Here is a 17,854-nt window from a genome sequence, read left to right on the forward strand (position 1 = left end):
CGCGCTACCAGTCGGACGGGTCTTCCGCCGCCGCGCGCGCCAGGTCCTCGCGCCAGTCCTGCTGCACCAGCCGGTAGATATCGGCGAAAAAGGCGCGCGGGTCGTCCATTTCATCCCATCGGGCGGGCAGGGCGTGCGTACTCTCGGGGTCATGTTCGAGGATGGCCTGGAAGTCATAGTGAGGGTCTAGCAGCGCCTGCGCCAGCACGGCCACCAGCGCATGGCGATGGCGGTAGCTGAGCTCCTTGTACTGCGAGCTGATGTCGCGCCGTATCAGCGCAGCGCGCTGGAGCGGGTCGTTCATGTCCCAGCTATCCAGTTCCACGCCCAGGGTTTCTTCGCGGTCATACACGTCGAACGGGCCGAGGAAATAGTGGAGCGTGGGCAGATAGGGAGCGTCGCTCCAGGGGCCTCGCAGCATGGGAATCTTTCGTTTGATTGCTAAATATTTACGCACATGCGGGCAAGGTCCAGCCTTCGTCGCCCATGTCCGTCGGGTAAATGGCGCGGGTCTGGTTCTGGCCCCAGCGGGCATGGTCGAGGATGCCGTCCTCATGCATGTCCAGCACCCATTCAGTGCTTTCCAGCAAGGTGCCATCCTTGTGGTAAACACGGAAAAAGGTGGACGTGCTGAGCGCGCGCACGATGTTCTGCGGCACGCCGTCGCCGTAGTGGGGCACGTAGGTCTTGATCACGCACGTGCCTTGTTCGTTCCATTGCTGGGCGTACACGGTGGCGTTGCGGGCCGCCGCCACCTTGATGAACAGCCAGCCTGCCAGCATGATGGCGAACAGGAGGGCGGCGGCGATCAGGCTGGTTTTCTTGAGTAGCTGCATGAGGTCATGGCGGAGCCGGAAACGGAGTGAGCCGCATTGTATGTCAAGATCGGAAACACTTGCCGTACAGCACGTACAGCATGCATTGCCCCTTTTATTGCTGCGTATGGCCGTTTATTTCGCCAGTGCCGCCTGCAAGGCCTGGGCCATTTCCAGGTGGTGTTGCAGCGCTGGCAAGGTCTTCGCGGCAAAAGCCTTGATGTCGGGATCGCTGGCCTTCTGGCTGGCGTCGGTAAACAGTTTGACGGCATCCTTGTGCGCGGCCACGCCGATGCTTGCCGCGTATTCCTTGTCGAAGAGCTGGCCTTCCAGGCGGCCCAGCTTGTCGATCTGCGCCTGGTGCTTCTTGCCGGGCTGGTCGCTGACCTCGATGTGCTTGCTGCTGGCCAGCTGTTTCAGCTCGTCTGCCACTGCCGTGTGGTCCCTGACCATGGCATCGGCGAACTTCTTCACGTCCCCATTGCTGCTTTTGCTTTGCGCCAATTTACTGGCGGCAATTTCCGTGCTGCCCGCATCGGCCGCCTTGCCGAGGAATTGCTTGTCGTATGCGCCGGGCGCGGCGGCGGCGATGCTGTTGATGGCGATGCCGCTCAGCAAGGCCACGGCGGCGGCTATGGCCACGCTTTTCAGGGAGGATGTGTGGGAACTCGTGGTGGAAATACGCATGGGAATTCCTTTCATGTCATGAGTGAATTTTTATGCAAGCTGATGACAATATTAAGCCGGCAGCCCGCGCACACCCATAGGACACTTTCGATTCCGCCAGTAGGACTAGTCCTGTTCCTTGGCGCACAGTTCGACTTGTTTGAGCGCAAATAAGGCGGCGATGCCGGCATCGCGGCGCCAGGCGGGCATGCCGATGTCGAGCCATTCCGCCATCGCGTCGAGGTGCGAGGGTTCCGAGACGCTGTGTTCGAGTTCATCGAGCACCGTGTCGCGGTCGATGTACAGGCTGTCCAGCCAGGCGTCGAACGAGGGCGCCAGCGCCATCAAGCCGTGGGCGCGCTTGCCGGTCCAGCCCGGCAACTCCTGCACATAGGCCAGCACGCGGCCGCCGCCTTCCTCCGTCAGGTCCAGATAGACCATGGAATTGCCGCCATCGCGGGCGAAGGGCAGGATTTTCACGGGCATGCCCGCATGCTGGCGCGCGGCGCGGATTTCGCCGACGAAAGTTTCATCGCAAAAATCGCCTTCGTCGGCGCTGAAAAAGGTATTGAAACCCATTTTTTCCACGCCGCCGTTGCCGTCCGGTACATCCGTCGTGTAGTCGAACCAGGCGCCGTTGGCCACTTGCAGGAAAGCCAGGAAAGCGGGCGGCAACGGTGCTTCCAGCAGAGTTTCGATGGCGGCGATCTGCTGCGCCGTGGGGGCAGGCTTGGCGCCCTCGAGCGCCAGGTGGCGGTACTGCGTGTAATAAGTCATGGATTATCCTTGTAGTGTCTTGCGGCCGCGACGCCATCGTCGCAGCCCGTCTCCACCTTGGCCAGCGCATCGACGAGTCCGGCGCGCAGCACGGCCATCGAGCGGGCCTTGTCGTCGATCTGGGCGATTTTCGTTTCCAGCATGGCCCGCTTGGTGGCCGCATCGAGCGCATTTTCCTGCCAGACGGCAATGACTTCGGCGATTTCCTTCAAGGTAAAGCCCAGGGCCTTGGCGTGGCCGATCAGCTCGATCCGGCGCAAGGCCTGCGCCGAGTATTCCTTGTAGTTGTTCGTCATGCCCGGCTGCGGCGCTTCATCCAGCAGCCCCTGGCGCTCGTAGAAGCGCACCGTGTCCTTGCTGACGCCCGTCAGGCGGGTGATTTCTCCGATGCGCATGATTTTTCTGTTGACCGTGGACTAAAGACCACAGTTTACAGTGAAAACCTCATTCACTCCACACCGCTGCCATGACCGCTTTCAATTACACCAACCAGACCGTGCTGATCACGGGCGCCTCGTCCGGCATCGGCCGCGTCTTTGCGGAAACCCTGGCCGCGCGCGGCGCGCATTTGCTGCTGCTGGCCCGCTCCGGCGCCGTGCTCGAGACGCTGGCCGCCGACCTTGCCAAGCGCCACGGCATCCGCGCCCACGCGCTGGTGGCCGACCTGAGCCTGCCCGGCGCGGCCCAGAACGCCCATGCGCAGGCGTGCGCGCTGGGCATGCCGCCCGACGTACTGATCAATAATGCGGGTTTCGCCACGCATGGCAGGTTCGAGACCATCCCTCTCGCGCGCCAGGCGGCCGAAGTGACCGTCAATTGCACGGCCCTGATGGAACTGACGCACTGCGCCTTGCCGCACATGCTGGCGCTGGGGCGCGGCGCCATCATCAACGTGGCGTCCACGGCGGCCCTGCAGCCCGATCCCTACATGGCCGTCTACGGCGCCAGCAAGGCTTTCGTGCTGTCGTTTTCGGAAGCGCTGTGGGCGGAAAACCGCCAGCGCGGCGTGCGCGTGCTGGCGCTGTGCCCGGGCGCCACGGAGACGGCCTTCTTCGACGTCGTGGCCGCGCCCGAGGCGGCCGTGGGCAAGCGCATGGCGCCGCAAGCCGTCGTCGACGAAGCGCTGCGCGCGCTGGACCGGGGCCGCAGCAGCCATGTGGCGGGCCGGCCCAACCGGCTGCTGGCCTGGCTGCCGCGCTTGCTGCCCCGTCAGGCCGTGCTGGGCATCGTGCAAGCCATGCTCAAGCCGAAGGGGCAGGGCGGCGTAACGCTCGCTCGCTGAAACAGGGGAGAACAGGGAGGTGCAAGGCGGGCGTGACTGTTTGCCCCCCGGAATTGCTTCTGCGCTTCCGTCTGATGCGCCGCAAGACAGTATGGTTTATTGAAAGAGACACTGGAAGCCCGCTGGCCAAGGACATTGATGTCAGAACCGCGGCAGTCGACACGGCGCCAGCTGAAAAATTGCGCCGGGCGACCTCACAAGAAAGGTCTCGGACATGGCATACAGCCGACCAGCCCGCATGCGCATGGGGCTCTGCTGCTGCCTGCTGCTCGCGGGCTGCTCTTCGCCCATGCAGCGGTATGGCGGACACGACCCGGCCATGGCCTATGTCCCTGTCGCGCGTGCCGGCATCAGCGATGCCAGGGCGCCGTTCCGGGCGCTGTTTTGCGCAGTGCTGGCAGGTTCGTCGCCAGCATCCCGACAGCCGTGCGACTTCTGGCTGCGCCGCCTCGACGACGAATTGCCCGCGCCCGCCAGCGTCTTGCTGCAAGCGGAAAAAGGTCCGCAACAAGGTCCGCGGCCATTCGATCTGCTGATCGTGAGCGGCGTCTTTTCCGAATGCCTGCCCCGCGTGCGCGCATTTGCGGACGCAGTCGGGCGCTTCCGCCAATTGGGGTATGCGGTGGATTATGTTCCCGTGAAGGGACGCGCGAGCGCTATATTCAATGCGGACATCATCTACACAACCGTCAATGCACTTCGTAGCAGCCAAAAAAACAGGAAATTCGTGGTGCTGGCCTACTCCAAAGGGGCGATCGACACGCTCACCGCGTTGGAGCGTCACCCGGAACTGGCGGCGGACATCGCTGCCGTCATCAGTTTTGCCGGTGCCGTGAACGGATCGCCGCTGGCTGATCAATATCGCGGCCTGTATGAACGTCTGTTCGCCGCCATTCCCGATCAGGCATGTCCAGTGACTGATGGCGGCGAGATCGCAGACCTCACCCGTGAGTACCGGCTCAACTGGCTGGTTTCACATCCGGTGCCGCGCCAACCCGCGCTGTTTTCCATCGTCGCGACACCGACGCCGGATCGGGTTTCCAGGGTGCTGCTGCCGATGCATGCACCCCTGTCGCGTATCGATCCACGCAACGATGGCCAGATTCTGCACTTTGATGCGCTACTGCCCGGCGCCACGCTGCTCGGCTATGTGAACGCCGACCACTTCGCCATCGCCTTGCCGTTTGTGCAACACATGCCGCTACTGGCTCATACCTTGATCGACATGAATGATTTTCCGCGCGGGCCGCTGGCCGAAGCGGCCGTTTTATACGTTGAAGAAACACTGCTGCCACCGGCAAAGAGTCCGGCAAACGGTCAATAAGCATGGCAGAGGAACTCATTTAATATTCCGGCATCAAACCTGGCATGGCGTCAGCCATGGATCTGTGCATTTCCCATGCGATTTCCCACCTGTAGACACACTTTCTCACCTGGCATTGCCTGGCTATCCATGCGCGACCCTGCCAGATGACTTTAATGATGCGTTCTGTCAAAAAGGGATGTCATGAAAATCTTAACAGTAATCGCTCTCTTTTTCTCAATGGCAAACGCCGGGGCTTTCGAACAGTGGGAGCACAAGAGAATGGGCGACCTGGCCTACTATCTGGCCATGGAGATTCATTGTTTTGCAAAAAACTCTCCGCCGCTGGAGTGTCGGACCATCAACCGTGAAACCCCCGACGAAAACATGCGCGAAAAAGAACTGGGGAGGCAATGTGCGACACAGGAATTAAAAAGAACATGCGAACTGTTCGATGACATAGCCGCCGAGATAGAGAAAAATGACACAGACAAGGAAAATTTGAATCGATTGCATGAAGCGCTGCGTAAGGAGTGCGCGAAAGAAAAAAAGGCGAATTATTGCAAGAAGAGGAATGAATTGCAGATCGTTCGCTGGAAAAGTACTTTCTTCTTTGATCCAATTTATTCCGGCGACCAGGATGACCGCAAAAAAAAGTATACTGACGAGAAAATCAGCTACGGGGATGTTGTCGGTTGCGTCGACTATTTCCTGACGCCGGAAAAAATGATGGCGGGCAGTGAAAGCAGCTTGTTCAAGTCGCTGAACAAATTGAAGAAGTATCCGGAGCCGAAGCGTGCAATTCACCTTTATCCACAACAAAGAGTCGATCTGGACTTGTCGGTGGCCAATCGTTGCTTCAAAGCGCTGTGGAACTTCGAAGGTAACCGTGCCGCGCATATGAACCATACGCATTTCCAGTCTGAACTGATTTTATCTCAACGCAATATGCATCTTCTGGCCCTGAGTTTACGGGTTTCTGAAAAAAATATCTTTGGCGCGCTGACTGCGAACGCCATATCCGATCACTATCTTCACGACAGCTTCGCTCCGGGCCACATTACCGCATGGCGCAGCAGGCTGACCGATGTCGCGGCAAATGCTTTTCACGACAAGAGAAATAGATTGGGCGCGCGGGCATCGATCGATGAAAAATTCTTCGCGAAGATGAACGCCATCACAATAGACGGGTTGGCAACGACAATTACAGATAAGCTGCTGGAAAGAGCGGATGAAAAAAACAATCCATATCTGGCGCGGAGCGTCAGGAATTACTTCCTGCTGGCCGAGCAAAAAGATCGGCAGGAGACTTGCTGTACGTCGATGTCTCCAGCCGAGCAGCTGCTGTATCTGCGAAATATCGCGGAATCCCTGGTCCAGGCGAAGGAGATAACACTCAAGGGAGATGATTTTTTATGGGATGACATGCAAAAAGAACAGCGGCTGCTGCTGCTGGTTACCGAAGTACGCTCCATATTGGATATCCTTGAAAGCAGCATGCTGCAGGAGCCTGATAAAAATGGCGAAGCCAGGGTGAAAATCGTGGACTCCTTTAAAAACAACAACTGGTTCTGGTTTGAAAAGGATAAGACAGCGGGGCAGGTGGTCGCTTTCATCGGACCGTCACAATTAACCGCGACGATCGGCCCTGTAAAATATGAAGTGGAAAATATTCCAAAAATATACGGTTATGAAAGAAATGATCCCATTTACGGGGTCAGTATCGGCTTTGATGACATGCTGTTCGGCGACCAGCACAACAGATCCACGATCCTGTTCGAGCGTCTTATTTTTGGGAATGCGAACGAGAAACGGGATTCATTGAATCTGGCCCTGCTTGGCGGTGTTCACGCTTCCCACTCCCCGTTTGGCAACGATGCAGGTTTTTCGCTGCGCGGCGCCGTCATCCTGCCTCAGACGGAAACCATCCTCAGCATTCCTTTCCGCTATGTCCGGATGCATGAAGCTTCACATAAGACATGGAAGCCGACTATCGGCCTGCGCTTAGATCAAGGTTTCAGCAGTTTTGCAACGTTTTATCTTGAAATTACCCATGACAGCGCCACGCAAAGAGATGGCGGCATCCAGTCGGGATTATCGATCGGCGCTGGGCTGGGGTTCGCTGCTCCTCAGTGCCGAACTCCCGGCATCAGCTCGCTGATGGCTTGCCGGTGACATGTCGTCAGCAAGGCAGGAAGTCAAAACGCCATGGTGGCGAACATGGCCAGCACGGCCGTCGCCATGACGATGGTAGCCAGCCAGCCCAGCGCCCGCAGGCGGCGCGAAATGGTCAAGGTGCCCATGATGGCGGGGCGCGAGGCCATCACCATCATCAGGGCCATGATGGGCACGGAAATGACGCCGTTGATGACGGCGCTCCAGTACAGGGCCTTGATGGGGTCGAGCGGCGAAAAGCACAGGGCGGCGCCGATTACGGTGGCCGTGACGATGATGCCGTAAAACTTCTTGGCGGCCCGGGGCGCCAGTTCCAGGCTGTTTTTCCAGTGAAAGGCGCCCGCCATGGCGTAGGCGGCCGAACCGGCCAGCACGGGAATGGCCAGCAAGCCCGTGCCGATGATGCCCAGGCTGAACAGGGCGAAGGCGAATTCGCCGGCAATCGGGCGCAGGGCGGACGCGGCCTGGGCCGACGTGTCGATATGCGTGATGCCTTGCGCGCCCAGGGTCACGGCCGTCGTCAGCATGATGAAGAAGGCCACCAGGTTGGAAAAGCCCATGCCGATGGCCGTATCCATCTTGATGCGCTGGAATTGCCGTGGCGCCTGTTCCGGGGCGCGGCGCAAGGCTTGCGCGCTGGAATCGGCCTGCAGGTCTTCCACCTCCTGCGAGGCTTGCCAAAAGAATAAATAGGGGCTGATCGTCGTGCCGAACACGGCCACGATCATGGTCACCGAGGCGGCCGACCAGGCGAACTGGGGCCAGACGGTGCGCAGCGCCACGTCGCCCCACGGAATATGCACGGTGAGCACGGTGGCCACATAGGCCAGCAAGCCCAGGGTCAGCCATTTCAGGATGCGCACGTACTGCTGATAGGGAATGAACACTTGCAGCAGCAGCGAGAGCAAGCCGAAGCCCGCGGCGTACAGATGCGTGGGGCCGCCGATGATCAGCGTCAGGGCGTCGCCCATGGCGGCCACGTCGGCGGCAATATTGATGACATTGGCCAGCAGCAACAAGCCGACGATGGCGTACAGCAGGGAGCGGGGATAGTGGCGGCGGATATTCGTCGCCAGCCCATGGCCGCTGACCCGGCCGATCTTGGCGCTGATGACCTGGATGCCCAACATCAAAGGAAACGTCAGGCAGACGGTCCACAGCATGCCGAAGCCGAACTGGGCGCCGGCCTGCGAATACGTGGCGATGCCGCTGGGGTCGTCGTCGGCCGCGCCCGTGATCAGGCCCGGCCCCAGCTTGCCCAGCCAGGTGTCGGAAGGGGCTGCCTGCTTGCGGACGGCGTCCGCGTGGCCGCTGTCGCTGTGCATGCGTCACTCCTGTGTAATGTAGGCAGCAGCGTACCACAGGCGGGCGGCGTCCAGAAGGGGCGCCGCCCGGCAAATTCACGCCTCAGTAGCGCGCATCGCTGGGCTTGCCGCCCTTGGGCCAGTCCTTGACCTTGTCGGGGAAGTCGGGACGGGGCATGTGGGTAAAATATTCGGCCACGTCGACGGCGTCCTGGTCGGACAGGTTGCCCTGTCCCAGCGGGAATTTCTGGCCGTGGCCCATCACCATGTTCGCCTTGACGAAACCGGCCGCCGTGTAGGTGCGGGCCATGCCGGCGCCGATATTGAAGGAACGCTCGCCCCACAGCGGCGGGAAGGCCGCGACGCCGTTGGCGCCACGGATGCCTTCGCCATTCGCGCCATGGCAGACGGCGCATTGCTCGGCATACACTTTTTTGCCGTGCACGGGATCGGGCAGCAGAGCGCGGTCGATCTTCGCCACGCCCCGTCCCGCCACCTTGTCGCCCGCCTGCGTGGCGCCCTTCATCCAGTCGATGTAGGCGACCATGGCCTGCAGGTCGGGGCCGTCCACGGGCAGCGGCTTGCCGTGCATGGAGCGGCGGAAGCAGCCGTTGATGCGCTCACCCAGGCTGATGACCTTGCCGGCGCGCGGCGCTTCGGACGGGAAGAAGGCGGAAATGCCGAGGAAGGGCGAACCGCCGGCCACCGTGCCGCCATTCAGGTGGCAGCTGCTGCAATTGAGGTCGTTGCCCACGTTTTGCGGCAGCCGGGCGCGCGTTTCCGTCATCAGCTGCATGCCGTGGATCAATTGATTGGCGTTCGGATCGGCCGTCAGGGCGGCGAAGCGGGGCGTGACGAAGCCGCCCGCGTCCGGCGCCTTGAGCTTGAGCTCCTTGCGCACCCTGGCGATCTGCGTCGGGGTCACTGGTGCGCCCTGGTTGCCCCACTTGCCGCGCACAAAGGTGAGGATTTCCGCCAGCTCCGTGTCCGACAGGCGGTCATACGCGGGCATGCCGAAGGAGCGGGGCGAGTGCTGCGTGACGGCCGACTGCCAGCCCGTCAGCGCGATATGGATGACGGAAGTGGCGTCCTTCGACTGCACCGAGTCGTTCTGCGCCAGCGGCGGGAAGATGTTGTCCACCCCGCGTCCGTCGCGGCGGTGGCAGGTGGCGCAGAATTGCAGGTAGCCCAGGCCGCCGCGCGTGTTGTACAGCGCATCGCTGCTGGCAGCCGCGAGGGCCGCCGTCTTTTTGGGTGGCGCGGCCGCCCCGTCCCGGGCGGGCAAGCCGTGCAGATAGTGCGCCAGCGCGTCGAGGTCGCCGTCCGTGAAGTACTGCGTGCTGTGGGTGATGACTTCCGTCATGCTGCCGGCCGCCGTGCCGAAGCTGTTGCGGCCGGTTTTCAGCAATTGCACGATGTCGCCCGGCGTCCACAGATGGCGCAGGTTCACCGCATGCCAGCCGTCAAAGGTAAATCCGGACAGGTAGAGCTTGCCATTGCCGCCGTCCTGGCCCATGGTCTTTTCCTGGAACGCCAGGCCGCGCGGCGTATGGCAGGAGCCGCAATGGCCGAGGCCCTGGGCCAGGTAGCTGCCCCGGTTCCACTGGGCCGACTTGGCGCTGTCGGGCTTGAACGGCGCGTCATCGAGGAAGACGGCATTCCACAGCGACAAGCCCCAGCGCATGCTGAACGGCCATTTCATGTCCGTTTCGCGGTTTTGCTGGGCCACGGGCGCCACGCCCCGCTGCAGATAGGCGTACAGGGCCTGCATGTCCTCGGGCGTGATCTTCGCGTAGGAAGGGTAGGGCATGGCCGGATACAGGTTGTGGCCGTCCGCCGCCACGCCCTTGCGCATGGCGCGGTCGAACTGGGCAAACGTGTACGTGCCCAGGCCGGTCTTCGCGTCCGGCGTGATATTCGTGCTGTAGATGGTGCCGAACGGCGTTTTCAGTTCCAGGCCGCCGGCCATGGCGGCGCCGTTCGGACGCGTGTGGCAGGCCACGCAGTCGCCGAGGCGGGCGACATACTCGCCGCGCTTGATCAGCCCGGCCGCCGCCGCGGGCATGCTGGCGGACGCGGCGGCGGTTGCCGCCGTTGCGCTGGCGCAGAAGGCCAGCATGGCCAGCAGCAGCATTGCCGCCAGCCAGGAAGTCATCGAAAAGGAAAATACGGGAGAGCGGCGCGGGCCGCGGCGGGGGATGGAATTGGCGTTCATGGTGACCCTTTATTATTACGCGCAAGCTTACGCATTCGTCACCACGGCGAAAATTGGGAGTTTCTTTCGATTAACTAGGTAATCTTCCCTAGTGTTTTAGGCCGGAAAATCATGTAGCCATGTAACTCACAGCGAAGCCATGATGCGATCGCGCAGCCAGCGGTGCGCCGGGTCCAGGTGCATGCGCTCGTGCCAGACCATGGCCATCTCGTAGTCGGGCAGGGTCACGGGCGGTTCCCATGTGCGCAGGCCGCCCAGCGCGTTCTTGAGCAGGCGCGACGGCAGCAGGGCGACCATGTCGGACTCTGCCAGCAAGGGCGGCACGATCAGGAAATGCGGCACGGACAGCACCACCTTGCGCGTGCGCCCCAGCTTTTCCAGTGCCGTATCGACGTTGCTGCGGAAACCGCCGCCGTTGGGCGAGACGACGATGAATTCCAGCGCGCAGAACTGGTCGAGGTCGGGCGGCGATTGCAGCAGCGGGTGGTCGTGGCGGCCCGCCAGCACGTAGTGCTCGGTAAACAAGGTACGGTGGCGCAAGCCGGGCGGCGCTTCTTCCTGCGCCAGGAAACCCAGGTCGACCTGGCCCGTTTCCAGCTCGTGCGCCATGCGCGCCGGCACGGCTTCGAACACGGCCATGCGCGACAGGGGCGCCTGCGCGCGCAGGCCGGGCAGCATGGGCAGCAGGATCGCATATTCGGCGGCGTCGGCCGCCGCCAGGTTCCAGCGCACCTGGGCCGTGGCCGGATCGAAGGCCGCTTCGGGCTGCAAGACTTGCTCGAGCTGGCCGAGCACGGCTTGCAAGGGCGCCAGCAGGGCCAGCGCCCGCGCCGTGGGCAGCATGCCGCGCGGACCAGGCAAGAGCAGCGGATCGTCGAAGGCCGCGCGCAGCTTGCCCAGTTGCACGCTGACGGAAGGCTGGCTCAGGTGCAGCCGCGCCGCCGCCCGCGTGACGTTGCGCTCGATCAGCAGGGCGTTCAGGGTCAGCAGCAGGTTCAGGTCAAGCTTGCGTAAATTGTCCATGACTATACCTTGTATATCAAGTATTCATTTCCGCTATGATAGCGCAAGCCCTACAGTTGTTCCTGTGACTTTCACTCTTCATCTTTTACAGGAGCTAACTGATGCAACTCCATGAATATACTGGCTTTGATGGTCTGGGACTGGCCCAGCTGCTGCGCCAGGGCGCCGTTTCCGCCGCCGAATTGCACGACGCCGCCATGCGCGCCTGCGCCGCCGTCAATCCGCAGATCAATGCCGTCGTCGAGCTGTGGCCGGCCGATCTGACTGCCAGCGACAGCGCAGAGAACACTGCGCCGTTCGCCGGCGTACCGTTTCTGATCAAGGACGTGGCCGTCAGCATGGCGGGCCAGCGCAGCGAAGCGGGCAGCCGCCTGGGCGCCGGCCATGTCGCGTCCGTCGACTCCCACCTGATGATGCAGTTTCGCCAGGCAGGCCTGGTCACCTTTGGGCGCACCAGCACGCCGGAAATGGCGTTTGCCACCACCACGGAACCCGTTTTATACGGCGCGACGCGCAATCCCTGGAACGTCAGCTTGAGCGCGGGCGGCTCCAGCGGCGGTGCGGCGGCGGCCGTGGCGGCCGGCATCGTGCCGCTGGCCCATGCGACGGACGCGGCCGGTTCCATCCGCGTGCCGGCCGCCTCGACAGGCTTGTTCGGCTTCAAGCCCAGCCGTGGACGCGTGTCGAACGGCCCCGCCATGGACGAAATCTTCAGCGGCCTGGGCGTGCAGCTGGGCGTGAGCCGCACCGTGCGCGACAGCGCCGCCTTGCTCGACTGCGTGCAGGGAATCATGCCGGGCGAGCCGTACCTGACGAATGCACCCGACTACTCCTGGCTGTCGCAGGTGAGCGTGGCGCCGGGCAAGCTGCGCATCGCCGTGCAGCGCGTGGCCAGCAATGGCGCCCGTCCCGCGCCGGCCGTAGCTGCCGCGCTGGACGCCGCCGTGCGCCTGCTGGCTAGCCTGGACCACCATGTGGAAGAAGTGCAACCGGCGCTGGGCGTGTCGTGGCAAGCCTTCGTGCACGCCAATGCCGGCATCTGGTGCGCCAACCTGGTGCCGTGGATAGACGGCCTGGCGCAGGAAAGCGCTCGTGCTGTCTCGCTCGATACGCTGGAACCGGCAACGCTGGCCTGCTACCGGTACGGGCAGACGGTGTCGGCCGTCGATGTCGTCGCGGCCCTCGACGTGCGCAATACCGTCACGCGCCAGGCCGGCGCCCTGTTTGGCCAGTACGACGTGCTGCTCACGCCCACCATGCCGGACCTGCCGTGGCCGCTGGGGCGCTACGGAGAAAGGGAAGAACAGCTCGATGGGCTGGGCTGGACGGCGCGCCTGTTTGAACATTCGCCGTACACGCCGCTGGCCAACGTGGCGGGCTTGCCGGCCATGTCCGTGCCGCTGGCCATGTCGGATGACGGTTTGCCGATCGGCATGCAGTTCATGGCGGGATATGGAAAAGACGGTACCTTGCTGCGCCTGGCCGGCCAGCTGGAACAGGCGGCGCCGTGGGGGCAGCGGCGGCCGCCCGTGTGGGCGGGCAAGGTGTAGCATGCCTTGCAGACGGCTGAAGCCGGCCGCCATAGCGGCTTTGGCCAGCGACAAGAAGCCGGGGTCGTGCCCGGCGGGTCCGACCCCAGTCCTTGTTTCTGCGGGAAACTTTTACAGGGCGGCGAGACGCGCCGCGCCGCGGCTTTCCATGCGCGACCGAACGCGCTCCCACAGCCGGTCGTGGAAGGGCAGCACGATCACGTTGCAGATCGGTTCCACCACGGCCAGCAAGCCGCCGAAGGCCATGGAACCAGTGGCCCAGTACATGACGCCGAAAGCGACACCCATGTGCAAGGCCGTCTGGCTCAGCTTTTCGCCGGCCAGGGCGGCAAAGCCCAGGCGGCTTGCGGCGTGGCGGCGGCGGATCGCGTGCCAGGCTTTTTCATGCCAGGGCAGCAGGCCCACGTTGATGACGGGTTCGATGATTGCGGCCAAGCCACCGAGCGCCAGCGAGCCTGTCAGCAAATACGCGAGGCCGAAGGCGATCGACATGTGCGTGCACACCTGGCTGAATGTTTTGATGGCTGTGAACAAGGGACGCTCCTTTCTGTTGAATTCGCTTATCCTTGATTTGGATAGTAACGATTCTCATTTACAAAAGGAAGTAAAATATTTCAACCGAATCAATAGATGCAGACTATTAATAGCCTGCATTCCATTGCCCTATCCTCGATGATGCGCACCTCAGCCGTGCGCCGGCCGCGGCGCCAGCCCGCGCAGCAAGAGCCACAGGCCGGTCAGCGGGTACACCAGGCCCAGCGGAACCAGCAAGGCGTGCATGACATCCAGGCCAAACAGTTCGCGCGCGACGGCGGTCCACTGCAGCACGCCGGCCAGCATGCCGGCCAGGGCCAGCAGGGGCGGGATTGCCCGGGCGCGGTACAGCAGCAGATACATGAGGGTCACGCCGATTCCGCCCAACAGCTTGTCCGGAAAGTGCAGGCCGTTGCGCAGTCCCGCCAGCAGCGCGCGCGCCGGCTCATAGGCATTGCCGTCGGCGCCGGAGGCGAGGAAGGCGACGCTCAGGCTGCGCATGGCCAGCACCAGCGCGCCCTCGAACAGGCTGGTCGCCAGCGCCGCCGCCACCAGCGCCACGTAGCAGCGGCTCAGCAGGGGCTGCTGTTCGCCGTACAGGCCGCGCAGGGCGGCCGCGACGGCCAGCCCGGTCAAGGCCGTGAGCAGACCGAGCATGACGATCAGCCCCACCTGCAGCGGCATGCCGCCCGCCCGCGACAGAAAGCCCGGCGCGGCAAATACTTGCTCCTGCAGCCAGAAATTCGACCAGATGCCCAGGCTGAAAATGCACAGCAGGCCCAGTCCCAGCCAGCGTCCCTGCAGGACGGCGCGGCCAGCCTGCAGCGGCGAGGCGAACAGGGGAGGGGGTTGCCGCGTGGTGGCGCAGATAGTCTGCTTCATCGATATACCTTTGTCGGAGTGGGTTCAAGCCTGTCCAGGCAGGACCGGCCAGCGCAGTGTCGGCACAGGGACGCGCCGCGGCAAGGCCGATCCGACGCGTCACGCGCCCGGGGGGCCGAAGTACGCCAGTACCCGATGAGTGACGCGGGCCTGCCGCGCCCGGCGGCTATTCCGCCTTGAACAGGTGGAGGAAGGTGCGGCTGACCGGCAGCACGTCGGGCCGGTGCTTCAAGCTCACTTCGGCCGTCTCGTGCGCGCCGCGCACGACCTGTCGGACGGCATGCAGATTGACGACCACGGCGCGGTGGATTTGCTGGAACTGTTCCGGATCAAGCTGCACCAGCAATTCCTTGAGGGATTGGCGCAGCAGCGCTTCGGCGGGCTTGCCCCCGTCGCGCCAGGCCACCAGCGTGTACTTGTCGTCGGACTTCAGATAATCGACGTCATCGACGGGGATCAGCCGCACGGCCGCCCCCACGCTGGCGCGCAGCCAGCGCAGCGGCGCCTGGACCGGGACCGGCGCCGCTGCGGGGCCGGTCTGCAGATAGGCCGCCAGTTGCCGCAACAGCGGCTCGCTGGCCGCGCCGGGCTCGATGGCCGCCAGGCGTTCGCGCAAGCGCGTCACCGTGCCGGCCAGGCGGGCCAGCTGCACCGGCTTGACGAGGTAGTCGAGCACGCCGTGCTCGAAGGCGCGCAGCGCATACTGGTCGTAGGCGGTGACAAAGACCAGGTGGGCGCGGCGGCCGATCTGGCTGGCCACGTCGACGCCGGACAGGCCCGGCATGTGCACGTCGAGGAAGCAGACCGCGGGCCGGTGCCGCTCGAACAGCTCGAGCGCCTCCGGCCCGTTGCGCGCTTCGGCCACGACATGCAGCTCCGGCCAGCACTCGGCCAGCTGGCGCCGCAGGCTGGCCCGCAGCAAGGGTTCATCGTCGGCAATCAGGGCGGTCGGGTTCATGGCCATGCGGGACAGTCTATGGAAACACGGAAACCGTGGGGTGCCAGTTCGCTGATGCGCAAGGCCGCCGCGCCGCCAAACATCAGCGCCAGGCGCTCGCGCAGGCTGCCCAGCCCCGTGCCGAGGCCGGGGCTGCCCGCTTGCAGGCCCACGCCCGTATCGCTGACCTCGATATGGCAACGGCCATGCGCCTCGGTGATGAACACGTCGATGCGCCCGCCATCGAGGCAGGGATCGATGCCATGGCGCACGGCGTTTTCGACCAGCGTCATCAGGGTCATGGGCGGGCACTGCAGTTTTTCGCAGCCGGGCGCGACCTCCATGCCGAACTGCAGGCGGTCGGGCATGCGCAGCTGCATCAGCACCAGGTAGGCGCGCACCATCTCCAGTTCCTGTTCCAGGCGGGTGGCCGCTTCGCTCAGGCGCGGCACGGCGGCCCGCAGATACGTGACCAGGTGCGCCAGGACGGGCGCAGCATGGCTGGAGCCCGTATCGAGCAGGGCTTGCAGGCTGGCCAGCGTATTGAACAGGAAATGCGGCTGGACCTGGGCCTGCAGCAGCCGCACGCGCGCATCCTGCGCCAGGCGTTCCAGCTCGCCGCGCCTGCGCTCGGCCTCGCGCACGCGGGCATCGCGCTGGCGCAGCAGGGCCGCCATCGCCGTCCATGGCCCCAGCAGCAGGCCGAGGAAGCTGAGCGCCACATAACTCTGCAACCGTTCCGGCACCTGCCAGAACGGCGGCGCACCGGCCCCGGTATTGAGCAGATACAGGCTGGCCAGAGTCAGCACGATCGCCAGTGCCACGCCCAGCACCTGCAACACCCAGTGGGGCAGCCAGCCCGGCAACCGGCGCGGCCAGCGCTCGAACACGCCATACGCCAGCAAGGCCGCCAGCGCCGGCAGGAAAACCGCCATGGCCAGATACGATAGCGGATCTTCCCAGGACAGTGCAAACAGGCTGAATTCGCATAGCGCAGCCAGCCCGGCAGCGCACAATCGTCGCGCGGACAGGCAGGTTCGCAGGCCATCGATGGCACAGCGCAGTGTAAGCATGAAGATGACGGCCCCAGGAATTGCCAGAAGAGCAGCAGAATAGGGCAAAGCCTCGCGGGCCGCAATAGCGGCCGGTGCGAAGCACGCTTTCCCGGGCGCCAGCGACGCCCTGCGGGGCCGGGCCACGATGGCCCGGACCACCGATCGTTGCCGCGGCCATCGCCGTCGCCCGGCCACGGCATCGCGGCGCGCTAGTCCGGCCAGGCCCGCGGCGTCTTGCCGCAGTTCAACAAGTCAGCGTATAGCCGTCGCCTGCGACCAGACGGCTTGCCAGCGTCCATCGCGCCACTCATAGCTATCCATATGCCAGTAGCGGGCGCGCGGCACGGCGTGGCCGCCGAAGACGATTTCCAGTTGCGCCGAGTAGCGCAGGATGGCGGCCGTGCCGTACAGGCGCACGCTGATCGCGTCCGGCTCCCAGCTCAGGTAGCGCATGTGGCCGGAGGCGATGGCCCCCAGGTAGTGTTCCCGTGACAGCATGCTGCCGATGGGCGTGATCAGCTGGAAGTCGTCGGCGTGCAGGGCGCGCGCCGCCTGCGTATCGGCGGCCACGAGGGCGCGCAAACGGCGGCGTTCCGTATGGCGCAGCAGGTCCATCTGCTGTTCTTCAGTCAGTGCGGCATTGAAATCGTGCATGGCAGTCCTGTTCGGGTGGTTGACACTTTGACGGTTTTTGTCCAGAAGTCATGTTGACACTATATACTCAAAGTGTCAATATGACCGCATGACGACCGATACCCTGAAAAGCCAGCACATCCTCGATGCGGCGCTGGCCGTGTTTTGCCGCTACGGCTACCGCAAGACGTCGATGCTCGACATCGCGCAGGCGGCCGGCATGTCGCGCGCGGCGCTGTATTTGCACTTCAAGAACAAGGAAGACGTGTTCCGCGCCGGCTCCGAACGGGCCCATGCCACCGTCATGGCGCAGGTAACTGCGGCGCTCGCCGTATCCGGCCCCGTCTTTGCGCGCATCGAAACGGCGCTGCTGGCGTTCCAGCAAGGCTTGATGGCGGAAATCTCCGCCAGCGCCCACGGGCAGGAGTTGTTCGACGCTAACATGACCCTGGCGGCCGACGCCACCTTGACGGCGCGGGCGACCTTGGCGGCGTCGCTGGCCGGCGCGCTGGAACAGGCCGAAGCGGCAGGCGATATCGCGCTGCGCCGGGTAGACGCGGATGCCGCGCAAGTGGCCGCCTTGCTGGTGGCCACCATGGATGGCATCAAGCACACGCAGGGGGGAGGGGAAGCGTTGCGCCACGGCATTGCGCTGCAGATGCGCGTGCTGGGCGCGGCGCTGCTGCGCATGTGAGCTTGTTGC

General features: G+C 63.8%; 18 protein-coding genes. 5 read left to right on the forward strand and 13 right to left on the reverse strand.

Translation table 11 applies throughout. The features are described 5' to 3' along the window. Positions 1 to 4 precede the first annotated feature (4 nt). From AC07VI_RS07015 to AC07VI_RS07035, 5 genes are all read right to left on the reverse strand, one after another. Positions 5 to 421 (reverse strand): hypothetical protein, encoded by a 417-nt coding sequence (locus tag AC07VI_RS07015; protein ID WP_086147796.1) that lies wholly within the window; start codon positions 419 to 421, stop codon positions 5 to 7. Between the two features lie 28 nt (positions 422 to 449). Continuing rightward, positions 450 to 836: a hypothetical protein gene (locus AC07VI_RS07020; RefSeq protein ID WP_086147795.1), complete on the reverse strand. Its 387-nt coding sequence runs from the start codon at positions 834 to 836 to the stop codon at positions 450 to 452. A gap of 114 nt (positions 837 to 950) precedes the next feature. Then, positions 951 to 1,502: a DUF4142 domain-containing protein gene (locus tag AC07VI_RS07025; protein WP_492994161.1), complete on the reverse strand. Its 552-nt coding sequence runs from the start codon at positions 1,500 to 1,502 to the stop codon at positions 951 to 953. Positions 1,503 to 1,607: 105 nt separating this feature from the next. Further along, the gene (locus AC07VI_RS07030; protein ID WP_086147793.1) at positions 1,608 to 2,258 is read right to left on the reverse strand and encodes an SMI1/KNR4 family protein; all 651 of its coding nucleotides are present in this window, start codon (positions 2,256 to 2,258) and stop codon (positions 1,608 to 1,610) included. Beyond that, complete coding sequence (locus AC07VI_RS07035; protein WP_086147792.1) at positions 2,255 to 2,653, reverse strand: MerR family transcriptional regulator; 399 nt, start codon at positions 2,651 to 2,653, stop codon at positions 2,255 to 2,257. Before AC07VI_RS07035 ends, AC07VI_RS07030 begins: the two co-directional genes overlap by 4 nt. A 71-nt stretch (positions 2,654 to 2,724) precedes the next feature. On the opposite strand from AC07VI_RS07035, the gene AC07VI_RS07040 reads away from it, so the two are divergent. From AC07VI_RS07040 to AC07VI_RS07050, 3 genes are all read left to right on the forward strand, one after another. Then, positions 2,725 to 3,540 (forward strand): SDR family NAD(P)-dependent oxidoreductase, encoded by an 816-nt coding sequence (locus AC07VI_RS07040; RefSeq protein ID WP_086147791.1) that lies wholly within the window; start codon positions 2,725 to 2,727, stop codon positions 3,538 to 3,540. Positions 3,541 to 3,754: 214 nt separating this feature from the next. Continuing rightward, positions 3,755 to 4,864 carry a hypothetical protein gene (locus AC07VI_RS07045; RefSeq protein ID WP_492994163.1) on the forward strand — a complete coding sequence of 370 codons (1,110 nt, stop codon included), beginning with the start codon at positions 3,755 to 3,757 and terminating at the stop codon, positions 4,862 to 4,864. Between the two features lie 183 nt (positions 4,865 to 5,047). Beyond that, positions 5,048 to 7,018: a hypothetical protein gene (locus AC07VI_RS07050; RefSeq protein ID WP_492994165.1), complete on the forward strand. Its 1,971-nt coding sequence runs from the start codon at positions 5,048 to 5,050 to the stop codon at positions 7,016 to 7,018. A gap of 23 nt (positions 7,019 to 7,041) precedes the next feature. Here the strand turns inward: AC07VI_RS07050 and AC07VI_RS07055 are convergent, their stop codons facing one another. The 3 genes from AC07VI_RS07055 to AC07VI_RS07065 form a co-directional block, all read right to left on the reverse strand. After that, positions 7,042 to 8,343 carry an NRAMP family divalent metal transporter gene (locus AC07VI_RS07055; RefSeq protein ID WP_099374481.1) on the reverse strand — a complete coding sequence of 434 codons (1,302 nt, stop codon included), beginning with the start codon at positions 8,341 to 8,343 and terminating at the stop codon, positions 7,042 to 7,044. An 82-nt stretch (positions 8,344 to 8,425) separates the two neighbouring features. Further along, the gene (locus AC07VI_RS07060) at positions 8,426 to 10,456 is read right to left on the reverse strand and encodes a c-type cytochrome (protein ID WP_492996321.1); all 2,031 of its coding nucleotides are present in this window, start codon (positions 10,454 to 10,456) and stop codon (positions 8,426 to 8,428) included. Positions 10,457 to 10,663: 207 nt separating this feature from the next. Continuing rightward, complete coding sequence (locus AC07VI_RS07065; RefSeq protein WP_086147787.1) at positions 10,664 to 11,560, reverse strand: LysR family transcriptional regulator; 897 nt, start codon at positions 11,558 to 11,560, stop codon at positions 10,664 to 10,666. Between the two features lie 101 nt (positions 11,561 to 11,661). Here AC07VI_RS07065 and AC07VI_RS07070 point away from each other — a divergent pair, with 101 nt between their 5' ends. After that, the gene (locus AC07VI_RS07070) at positions 11,662 to 13,110 is read left to right on the forward strand and encodes an amidase (protein ID WP_492994168.1); all 1,449 of its coding nucleotides are present in this window, start codon (positions 11,662 to 11,664) and stop codon (positions 13,108 to 13,110) included. Positions 13,111 to 13,221: 111 nt separating this feature from the next. Here the strand turns inward: AC07VI_RS07070 and AC07VI_RS07075 are convergent, their stop codons facing one another. The 5 genes from AC07VI_RS07075 to AC07VI_RS07095 all read right to left on the reverse strand — a co-directional run bounded on the left by AC07VI_RS07075 (position 13,222) and on the right by AC07VI_RS07095 (position 17,172). Beyond that, entirely contained in the window at positions 13,222 to 13,644 is a 423-nt protein-coding gene (locus AC07VI_RS07075) for a DUF2061 domain-containing protein (protein WP_086147785.1), read from the reverse strand. Between the two features lie 150 nt (positions 13,645 to 13,794). After that, positions 13,795 to 14,526, reverse strand: a complete 732-nt coding sequence (locus AC07VI_RS07080; protein ID WP_492994170.1) for a DUF4386 family protein — start codon at positions 14,524 to 14,526, stop codon at positions 13,795 to 13,797. A 166-nt stretch (positions 14,527 to 14,692) separates the two neighbouring features. Continuing rightward, a complete protein-coding gene (locus AC07VI_RS07085; protein ID WP_492994172.1) occupies positions 14,693 to 15,484 on the reverse strand; it encodes a LytR/AlgR family response regulator transcription factor in 792 nt (263 codons plus the stop codon). Further along, the gene (locus AC07VI_RS07090; protein ID WP_157792330.1) at positions 15,481 to 16,398 is read right to left on the reverse strand and encodes a sensor histidine kinase; all 918 of its coding nucleotides are present in this window, start codon (positions 16,396 to 16,398) and stop codon (positions 15,481 to 15,483) included. Before AC07VI_RS07090 ends, AC07VI_RS07085 begins: the two co-directional genes overlap by 4 nt. A gap of 372 nt (positions 16,399 to 16,770) precedes the next feature. After that, positions 16,771 to 17,172 (reverse strand): nuclear transport factor 2 family protein, encoded by a 402-nt coding sequence (locus AC07VI_RS07095; RefSeq protein WP_086147781.1) that lies wholly within the window; start codon positions 17,170 to 17,172, stop codon positions 16,771 to 16,773. Between the two features lie 88 nt (positions 17,173 to 17,260). Between AC07VI_RS07095 and AC07VI_RS07100 the strand changes: the two genes are divergently transcribed. Then, positions 17,261 to 17,845, forward strand: coding sequence for a TetR/AcrR family transcriptional regulator (locus tag AC07VI_RS07100; protein WP_086147780.1), 585 nt, complete (start codon positions 17,261 to 17,263; stop codon positions 17,843 to 17,845). Positions 17,846 to 17,854: the final 9 nt, after the last annotated feature.

Source organism: Janthinobacterium sp. GW821-FHT03A03, from assembly GCF_059421435.1.

Bases quoted from the DNA above. Each gene is read 5' to 3' on its own strand.
- AC07VI_RS07020 (WP_086147795.1), bottom strand. From the start codon at position 836: ATGCAGCTACTCAAGAAAACCAGCCTGATCGCCGCCGCCCTCCTGTTC.
- AC07VI_RS07045 (WP_492994163.1), top strand. From the start codon at position 3,755: ATGGCATACAGCCGACCAGCCCGCATGCGCATGGGGCTCTGCTGCTGC.
- AC07VI_RS07060 (WP_492996321.1), bottom strand. From the start codon at position 10,456: ATGCTGCTGCTGGCCATGCTGGCCTTCTGCGCCAGCGCAACGGCGGCA.
- AC07VI_RS07090 (WP_157792330.1), bottom strand. From the start codon at position 16,398: ATGGCGGTTTTCCTGCCGGCGCTGGCGGCCTTGCTGGCGTATGGCGTG.
- AC07VI_RS07035 (WP_086147792.1), bottom strand. From the start codon at position 2,653: ATGCGCATCGGAGAAATCACCCGCCTGACGGGCGTCAGCAAGGACACG.
- AC07VI_RS07070 (WP_492994168.1), top strand. From the start codon at position 11,662: ATGCAACTCCATGAATATACTGGCTTTGATGGTCTGGGACTGGCCCAG.
- AC07VI_RS07065 (WP_086147787.1), bottom strand. From the start codon at position 11,560: ATGGACAATTTACGCAAGCTTGACCTGAACCTGCTGCTGACCCTGAAC.
- AC07VI_RS07030 (WP_086147793.1), bottom strand. From the start codon at position 2,258: ATGACTTATTACACGCAGTACCGCCACCTGGCGCTCGAGGGCGCCAAG.
- AC07VI_RS07025 (WP_492994161.1), bottom strand. From the start codon at position 1,502: ATGCGTATTTCCACCACGAGTTCCCACACATCCTCCCTGAAAAGCGTG.
- AC07VI_RS07055 (WP_099374481.1), bottom strand. From the start codon at position 8,343: ATGCACAGCGACAGCGGCCACGCGGACGCCGTCCGCAAGCAGGCAGCC.
- AC07VI_RS07080 (WP_492994170.1), bottom strand. From the start codon at position 14,526: ATGAAGCAGACTATCTGCGCCACCACGCGGCAACCCCCTCCCCTGTTC.
- AC07VI_RS07085 (WP_492994172.1), bottom strand. From the start codon at position 15,484: ATGAACCCGACCGCCCTGATTGCCGACGATGAACCCTTGCTGCGGGCC.
- AC07VI_RS07100 (WP_086147780.1), top strand. From the start codon at position 17,261: ATGACGACCGATACCCTGAAAAGCCAGCACATCCTCGATGCGGCGCTG.
- AC07VI_RS07050 (WP_492994165.1), top strand. From the start codon at position 5,048: ATGAAAATCTTAACAGTAATCGCTCTCTTTTTCTCAATGGCAAACGCC.
- AC07VI_RS07015 (WP_086147796.1), bottom strand. From the start codon at position 421: ATGCTGCGAGGCCCCTGGAGCGACGCTCCCTATCTGCCCACGCTCCAC.
- AC07VI_RS07095 (WP_086147781.1), bottom strand. From the start codon at position 17,172: ATGCACGATTTCAATGCCGCACTGACTGAAGAACAGCAGATGGACCTG.
- AC07VI_RS07040 (WP_086147791.1), top strand. From the start codon at position 2,725: ATGACCGCTTTCAATTACACCAACCAGACCGTGCTGATCACGGGCGCC.